A 7,037-nucleotide genomic window follows, 5' to 3' on the forward strand; every position below is an offset into this window, starting at 1 on the left:
GGGTTTACTCCAGTACTAAAGGGGTGTCAGCAGGTCGGACGCGAGGAGCCGGGGCTCCGGAGCGGAGGACCTAGATGCTCTCGTCGTCGTAGCTGTAGAAGTGGGCGCCGTCGAACCCGGGGACCGAGTCCTTGAGCGACAGGCCGAGCTCCGTCAGCTTCTCCTTGACCTCATCCACCGACTTCTGACCGAAGTTGCGGATGTTCATGAGCTGCGTCTCCGAGAGGGCGACGAGCTCATTGACGTTGTTGATGCCCTCGCGCTTGAGGCAGTTGTAGCTGCGCACCGAGAGGTCGAGGTCCTCGATGGGCATGGACAGCTCGGTCGAGAGGACCGCGTCGACCGGCGCGGGGCCGATCTCGATTCCCTCGGCCGCGTTGTTCAGCTCGCGGGCGAGACCGAACAGCTCGGTCAGCGTGCGTCCGGCAGAGGCGATGGCGTCGCGCGGCGAGATCGCCGCCTTGGTCTCCACGTCCACGACCAGGCGGTCGAAGTCGGTGCGCTCGCCGGCACGGGTGGCCTCGACACGGTAGGTGACCTTCAGCACTGGCGAGTAGATCGAGTCGACCGGGATCTGGCCGGCCTCGGAGAACTCGCTGCGGTTCTGGGTCGCCGAGACGTAGCCGCGGCCGCGCTCGATCGTGAGCTCGAGCTCGAACTTCGCCTTGTCGTTCAGCGTGGCGATGACGAGCTCCGGGTTGTGGATCTCGACACCGGCCGGAGCCGAGATGTCCGCGGCGGTGACCTGGCCGGCTCCCTGCTTGCGCAGGTAGGCAGTGATCGGCTCGTCGTGCTCGGAGGAGACGACGAGTCCCTTGATGTTCAGGATGATCTCGGTGACGTCCTCGCGGACGCCCGGGACGGTCGTGAACTCGTGCAGGACTCCGTCGATCCGGATGCTGGTGACAGCGGCGCCGGGGATGGAGGACAGCAGGGTGCGACGCAGCGAGTTGCCGAGCGTGTAGCCGAAGCCGGGCTCGAGGGGCTCGATGACGAAGCGGGAACGGAACTCCGAGATGTTCTCCTCGGTGAGCGTCGGACGCTGTGCGATAAGCACTGATGATTCCTTTCGATCACGTGTCCGCTATATGACACGTGCGTTTGCGAGGTGTGGAGTTGTGAAAGAAATGCGCGATCCGCCGGCCGGCCGCACTCCCCGCCCGGAGGCGGTTCGTGCGGCCGGCCGACGGCTGCGAGTGCTGCTTAGACGCGACGACGCTTGGGCGGGCGGCAGCCGTTGTGCGCCTGCGGGGTGACGTCGTTGATCGAGCCGACCTCGAGGCCTGCGGCCTGGAGCGAGCGGATCGCGGTCTCACGACCCGAGCCGGGGCCCTTCACGAAGACGTCCACCTTCTTCATGCCGTGCTCCTGAGCCTGGCGCGCGGCCGACTCGGCGGCGAGCTGGGCGGCGAACGGCGTCGACTTGCGCGAGCCCTTGAAGCCGACTCCACCGGACGAGGCCCAGCTGATGACGGCCCCGGAGGGGTCGGTGATCGAGACGATGGTGTTGTTGAACGTCGACTTGATGTGGGCCTGGCCCACAGCGATGTTCTTCTTCTCCTTGCGGCGCGGCTTGCGCGCGGCCGACTTGGGGGTAGCCAATTCTGTATCTCCTCTAGGTCCGTGTCGCCCGCGTTACTTGCGGCCGGCCTTCTTCTTGCCGGCGACGGTGCGCTTGGGTCCCTTGCGGGTGCGCGCGTTCGTCTTGGTGCGCTGTCCACGGACCGGGAGGCCGCGACGGTGGCGGAGGCCCTCGTACGAGCCGATCTCGACCTTGCGGCGGATGTCGGCGGCGACCTCGCGGCGGAGGTCGCCCTCCACCTTGTAGTTGCCCTCGATGTAGTCGCGGAGCGAGACGAGCTGGTCGTCGCTGAGGTCCTTGACGCGGATGTTGCCGTCGATCCCGGTGTCGCTCAGGGTCTTGAGCGCGCGAGTGCGGCCGACACCGTAGATGTAGGTCAGTGCGACCTCCACGCGCTTCTCGCGCGGGATGTCTACTCCTGCCAGACGTGCCATTGTGGCTTCTCCTGTGAGTGAGTGGAGGTGTGAAGCAGCACCGGTGCCTCGGCCTCCGACCGAAGGTGTCCTCGCCGTCCACCCCGGGGTCGCCGGGGTGCTGCGCGATTTCTGGTGCTGCGGGTGTGTTCAGTTGTGCAGTGGGGCGGCACGCCGCCCCTGCGCTCCCTTGCGGAAGCAGCGGGACTAGCCCTGGCGCTGCTTGTGGCGGGGGTTGCTGCTGCAGATGACCATCACGTTGCCGTGGCGGCGGATGATCTTGCAGTGGTCGCAGATGCGCTTGACGCTGGGGTTGACCTTCATTGTTCTTGTCCTTGTTTTCGCTGGCGTCGTGCTCCCGGCGGATGCCGGGGCCGTTCCTTACAGGACACGCACGTCGCGAACGTCAGCGGAGCGAACGTCTACTTGTAGCGGTAGACGATCCGGCCGCGGGTCAGGTCGTAGGGGCTCAGCTCCACGATCACCCGGTCCTCGGGGAGGATCCGGATGTAGTGCTGACGCATCTTGCCCGAGATATGGGCGAGAACTTTGTGTCCGTTGGTCAGCTCCACGCGGAACATCGCGTTGGGGAGCGCCTCGACAACCGCACCTTCGATTTCGATGACACCGTCTTTTTTGGCCATAGCCTCACTGTCGTTCGGAAGTAGTGTGTGTACTGGTCGTGCGAATGTTTCCGCGACGAGCCACCACCGGGCGAGAGCCCGGATCGGGGTTCGCGGGCATGCCGGAGCACGCGCAAAACACCAAGGGTCGATGCTACGCGAATCGCGGCCGCTCCGCCACCTCGGGCGTGTCGCCCCCTCCTCCGCCTCCGCCCCGACGCGCGCCCCTTGCCCGGCCCTGCGTCCGCCGCCGCCTAGGCTGGCTCCGTCGAGCCGGAGGGAGAGCACATGGCGCGCACGACGAGGTCCGCGACCGCGAGGCGGAGCTGGTACTCGCACCCGGTGGTGACGATCCTGGCGGCGATCGCGGTCATCGCCCTGGTGCAGACCTTCTTCGTGAAGGTGTACACGGTGCCGACCGGCTCGATGGAGAACACCCTCCAGGGCGGAGGGTTCTTCGGCGACCGCATCCTGGTCGACCGCACCCTCGCCCTCCAGGGCGGGCCGGAGGAGGGGCAGATCGTCGTCTTCTCGCGCGACGCCGACTGGGGCGCGAGCGACGAGGCCGGCAGCCCCCTCTCCGAGATCGTGAAGACCTTCGGCGACGTCACCAGCATCGGCCCCTCCCACGAGGAGTTCCTCGTCAAGAGACTGATCGCCGAGGGGGGCCACACCGTCTCCTGCTGCGACGCCGAGGGGCACGTGCTGGTCGACGGGAAGCCGCTGGACGAGTCCTACGTGTTCGAGGACTTCCCCTTCACCCCCGGGACCCTCGACTGCACGACGAGCCCCGCGTCCCTCCGCTGCTTCGACGAGTACACCGTCCCCGAGGGCTCCCTCTTCGTCCTGGGCGACCACCGGTCGAACTCCAACGACTCGCTCGGCGAGTGCCGCGGCGCCGGCGGGCCGATCGACACATGCGTGAAGACCGTGCCGATCGACAGGGTCACCGGACGCGTCTTCGCCGTGGCCTGGCCGCTCACGCGCTGGCGGCTGTTCTAGCGCTCCGCCCGAGCCGCCGCAGACGACGAGGTCCCCCGCGGGAAGCAGGGGACCTCGTCGTCGTTCACCGTCGTGCGGCCACGGGACTAGCCGCGGACGACCGCCACGACCCGGTCGAAGAGCGGATGCTCGGCCGTGAGGCCGGTGACCTCCGCCACGAACTCCTCCGGGGTGAGCGCGGCCAGCTTCTCGTGGAGCTCCACGCTCTGGGGGTCCTCGGGCACGTCGAAGCGCAGCGCGGCGCCGATCGCGGCGAGCAGGCCCTCCGGCGTGCGCCCGCGCTCGGCGAGCTCGGCTGCCGGTCCGATGAAGCGCTCGTGCCGCGACAGCTTCCGCAGCGGCTGGCGTCCCACCCGGTCGACCGTGTCGGTCAGGTACGGGTTGGCGAAGCGCTTCAGCGTCTTCTCGAGGTAGGCCTGCTGCTCCTCGTCGCTGAAGCCGTGCTTGGCCACGATGAGCGCCTTGGTGTCCTCGAGCGCGGCCTTGACCGCGTCGTGCACCTCGGGCATCGCCAGCGCGTCGGAGAGCTTGTGCGCTCCGGCCGCGAAGCCGGTGTAGGCGGCCGTCGCGTGGCCGGTGTTCACGGTGAAGAGCTTCCGCTCGATGAACGGCTCGAGGTCGTCGACCCAGGTCGCGCCCGGGATCTCCGGCTCGGTGCCCTCGAAGGGAGTGCGGTCGACGACCCACTCGAAGAAGCTCTCCACCGTCACGTCCAGGCCCTGGCCCGGGTCCTGGTTCGGGACGATGCGGTCCACCGCGGTGTCGGCGAAGACGGCGCGGGTGCGCAGGCGCTCCCACTCGTCCGCGCCGAGGTTCGCGGCGACCTCGGTCTGCAGGAGGCGCGTGGCGTTGATCGCGTTCTCGCAGGCCATGATCGCCAGCCGCGGCGCCGACTCGTCGCGGGCGGCGAGGCCCTTCGCGATGACGGGGGCGACGAAGCGCAGGATGTTCGGGCCGACGGCCGTGGTGACGATGTCGGCGGCGGCGATCTCGCGGACGAGCGCCTCCTCGTCGGCGGCCGAGTCGATCGCGCGGAAGCGGTCGACGACGTGCGTGGCCGCCTCCTCCCCCACCTCGTGCACCTCGTAGCTGTCGGCGGCGGCGAGGCGGCCGATCAGCTCGGAGTTGACGTCGGCGAAGACGAGCTCGTAGCCGGCGCCGTGCAGGATCAGGCCGACGAAGCCGCGGCCGATGTTGCCGGCGCCGAAGTGGACGGCGGTGGGCATCAGGAGTTGACCTCGCCCAGCAGGCTGTAGAGCGACTGCGCGTCCGGGGCGTCGAGGAGCTTCTGAACCTCGTCCTCCTCCGAGAAGATGATCGCGATCTTGGAGAGGATCTCGAGGTGCTCGTTGTCGACGCCGGCGATGCCGACGACGAAGCGCACCTCGTTGCCGTCCCAGTCGATCGGCTGCGAGTAGCGCACGAACGAGAGGGCGGAGGAGCGGATCTCGTCCTTCGCGTCGTTGGTGCCGTGCGGGATGGCGAGCAGGTTGCCCATGTAGGTCGAGACGGTCGCCTCGCGGGCGAGCATGGCCTCGTAGTAGGCGGGGGTGACCGCGCCGACGCCGACCAGCATGTCGGCGGCCTCCTTGATGGCGGCCTCCTTCGTGGTGGCGGTGCCGGAGGCGTCGATCTGTCCGATGGTGAGCACGTCGCTCATGGGGTGCGTCCTTCCGTGGAGGTGCTGACAGCGAGGGAACCCGCAGGGGCGAGCGGAGCGTGTCCGCTCTGTCGCACCCTACGGGTTCCCTCCGAATGGTTGGCGTACTACTTGCCGTGCTGCTCCGCGACCAGCGAGACGACCTCGTCGTACTTCGGGCTGTTCATGAAGTTGTCCACGGAGACGTGGATGGCGCCCGGGGTGCGCTGGCGGGCGCGCTCCGTGAGCTCAGCCTGGGTGATGACCAGGTCCACGTCGTCCTCGAGAGCGGCGATCGCCTTGTTGGTGACCGTGACGTCCTCGAAGCCCGCCTTCTTCATCTTGTTCCGCAGCACCGAGGCGCCCATCGCGGACGAGCCCATGCCGGCGTCGCAGGCGAAGACGATGTTCCGGACCTGGGTCGCGGTGGCCGTGGCCCCCGCGGTCGAGGCGCCGGCCGAGTCCTGCGGAGCGTTGGCGCCGCGGGCGTTGATGAGCGAGCCGACGGCGCTCTCCTTGCCCTTGTTCGCCTCGTTGGCGGCGACGGCGGCCGCGAGCTTGTCGTCGCCCTCCTGCTCCGCGGCCAGGTCGCGCTTGCGGCCGGACCGGATGATGACCGAGGCCACCAGGAACGACACGGCGGTCGCGAGGATCACCGAGAGGATGACGCCGAGGAAGCTGTCGTTCGCGGTCTGCAGGAGCACCGCGATGATCGAGCCGGGCGAGGCGGGGGCGCGGAGGCCGGAGTTGAACGCGACGTTCGTCGCGACACCGGTCGCACCGCCGAGGATGACGGCCGCGAGCAGCGCCGGCTTCATCAGCACGTACGGGAAGTAGATCTCGTGGATGCCGCCGATGAAGTGGATGATCGCCGCACCGGGAGCGGAGGCGCGGGCCGCGCCGACGCCGAAGAACGCGAAGGCCAGGAGCACGCCCATGCCGGGGCCGGGGTTGGCCTCGAGGAGGAAGAGGTAGGACTTGCCCGCCTCCTCCGCCTGCTGCACGCCCAGCGGCGTGAGGATGCCGTGGTTGATGGCGTTGTTGAGGAAGAGGATCTTCGCCGGCTCGATGAAGAGCGAGGTCAGCGGGAGCAGGCCCGCGTTGACCAGGAACTCCACGCCCGCGCCGAGGGCGGTCGAGAGGCCGACCACGAGCGGCGCGACGCCCGCGAAGGCGAGGAGCGCGAGCAGGAGGCCGAGGATTCCGGCGGAGAAGTTGTTGACCAGCATCTCGAAGCCGGGCTTGATCTTGCCGTCCCAGATCGAGTCGACCTTCTTCATGAGCCACGCCGACAGCGGGCCCATGATCATGGCGCCGATGAACATCGGGATCCCGGCGCCGACGATGACGCCCATGGTCGCGATGGTGCCGACCACGCCTCCGCGGGCGCCGTAGACCATGCGGCCGCCGGTGTTCGCGATGAGGAGCGGGAGGAGGTAGGTGATCATCGGGGCGACGAGGCCGGTGTTGACCACGTCGGGATCCGTGCTCCAGCCGCCGAACTGCTGGACCCAGGTGGCGTCGATGCCGAGGAGCGGGAGCCATCCGGTCTGGATGAAGAGGGCCGTGATGAAGCCCCAGGCGATGAAGGCCGCGATGTTCGGCATGACCATTCCCGAGAGGAAGGTGCCGAAGCGCTGGACGTGGACGCGCGCTCCACCGCGCGTCGACGTCGCTGACGTCGTCATCAGGATCGCGAGCTGGGCGAGCTCGGCGTCGGTCAGGCGCGTCGCGAAGTGCCGCTCCACCAGCTCCGCCAGCAGGGCCGCGAGCTCGCC

Annotated in this window: 9 protein-coding genes; 1 reads left to right on the forward strand and 8 read right to left on the reverse strand. The window is 68.6% G+C overall.

Annotated features, from left to right (window positions below):
* Nucleotides 1-70: 70 nt before the first annotated feature.
* From C5C37_RS15045 to infA, 5 genes are all read right to left on the reverse strand, one after another.
* Nucleotides 71-1,057 carry a DNA-directed RNA polymerase subunit alpha gene (locus C5C37_RS15045; protein ID WP_104224999.1) on the reverse strand — a complete coding sequence of 329 codons (987 nt, stop codon included), beginning with the start codon at nucleotides 1,055-1,057 and terminating at the stop codon, nucleotides 71-73.
* A 146-nt stretch (nucleotides 1,058-1,203) separates the two neighbouring features.
* On the reverse strand, nucleotides 1,204-1,602 hold the full coding sequence (gene rpsK, locus C5C37_RS15050) for a 30S ribosomal protein S11 (protein ID WP_055787170.1): 399 nt from the start codon (nucleotides 1,600-1,602) through the stop codon (nucleotides 1,204-1,206).
* Between the two features lie 33 nt (nucleotides 1,603-1,635).
* Nucleotides 1,636-2,016, reverse strand: a complete 381-nt coding sequence (rpsM, locus tag C5C37_RS15055; protein WP_068251511.1) for a 30S ribosomal protein S13 — start codon at nucleotides 2,014-2,016, stop codon at nucleotides 1,636-1,638.
* 186 nt (nucleotides 2,017-2,202) lie between these two features.
* A complete protein-coding gene (gene rpmJ / locus C5C37_RS15060; protein WP_055787164.1) occupies nucleotides 2,203-2,319 on the reverse strand; it encodes a 50S ribosomal protein L36 in 117 nt (38 codons plus the stop codon).
* Nucleotides 2,320-2,417: 98 nt separating this feature from the next.
* Nucleotides 2,418-2,639 (reverse strand): translation initiation factor IF-1, encoded by a 222-nt coding sequence (gene infA, locus C5C37_RS15065; protein WP_022883252.1) that lies wholly within the window; start codon nucleotides 2,637-2,639, stop codon nucleotides 2,418-2,420.
* A 267-nt stretch (nucleotides 2,640-2,906) separates the two neighbouring features.
* On the opposite strand from infA, the gene lepB reads away from it, so the two are divergent.
* A complete protein-coding gene (gene lepB / locus C5C37_RS15070) occupies nucleotides 2,907-3,620 on the forward strand; it encodes a signal peptidase I (protein ID WP_104224998.1) in 714 nt (237 codons plus the stop codon).
* An 86-nt stretch (nucleotides 3,621-3,706) separates the two neighbouring features.
* Here the strand turns inward: lepB and C5C37_RS15075 are convergent, their stop codons facing one another.
* The 3 genes from C5C37_RS15075 to C5C37_RS15085 all read right to left on the reverse strand — a co-directional run.
* Nucleotides 3,707-4,846, reverse strand: a complete 1,140-nt coding sequence (locus C5C37_RS15075) for a mannitol-1-phosphate 5-dehydrogenase (protein WP_104339189.1) — start codon at nucleotides 4,844-4,846, stop codon at nucleotides 3,707-3,709.
* Entirely contained in the window at nucleotides 4,846-5,280 is a 435-nt protein-coding gene (locus C5C37_RS15080; RefSeq protein ID WP_104310056.1) for a PTS sugar transporter subunit IIA, read from the reverse strand. The genes C5C37_RS15075 and C5C37_RS15080 overlap by 1 nt, the downstream gene beginning before the upstream one ends.
* A gap of 107 nt (nucleotides 5,281-5,387) precedes the next feature.
* Nucleotides 5,388-7,037, reverse strand: a 1,650-nt coding sequence (locus C5C37_RS15085; protein ID WP_308471057.1) for a PTS mannitol transporter subunit IICB, incomplete at its 5' end; no start/stop codon positions are given.

This window comes from Rathayibacter sp. AY1F9, assembly GCF_002932155.1.
GTDB lineage: Bacteria > Actinomycetota > Actinomycetes > Actinomycetales > Microbacteriaceae > Rathayibacter.

Bases quoted from the DNA above. Each gene is read 5' to 3' on its own strand.
- rpsM (WP_068251511.1), bottom strand. From the start codon at position 2,016: ATGGCACGTCTGGCAGGAGTAGACATCCCGCGCGAGAAGCGCGTGGAG.
- rpmJ (WP_055787164.1), bottom strand. From the start codon at position 2,319: ATGAAGGTCAACCCCAGCGTCAAGCGCATCTGCGACCACTGCAAGATC.
- infA (WP_022883252.1), bottom strand. From the start codon at position 2,639: ATGGCCAAAAAAGACGGTGTCATCGAAATCGAAGGTGCGGTTGTCGAG.
- lepB (WP_104224998.1), top strand. From the start codon at position 2,907: ATGGCGCGCACGACGAGGTCCGCGACCGCGAGGCGGAGCTGGTACTCG.
- C5C37_RS15075 (WP_104339189.1), bottom strand. From the start codon at position 4,846: ATGCCCACCGCCGTCCACTTCGGCGCCGGCAACATCGGCCGCGGCTTC.
- C5C37_RS15080 (WP_104310056.1), bottom strand. From the start codon at position 5,280: ATGAGCGACGTGCTCACCATCGGACAGATCGACGCCTCCGGCACCGCC.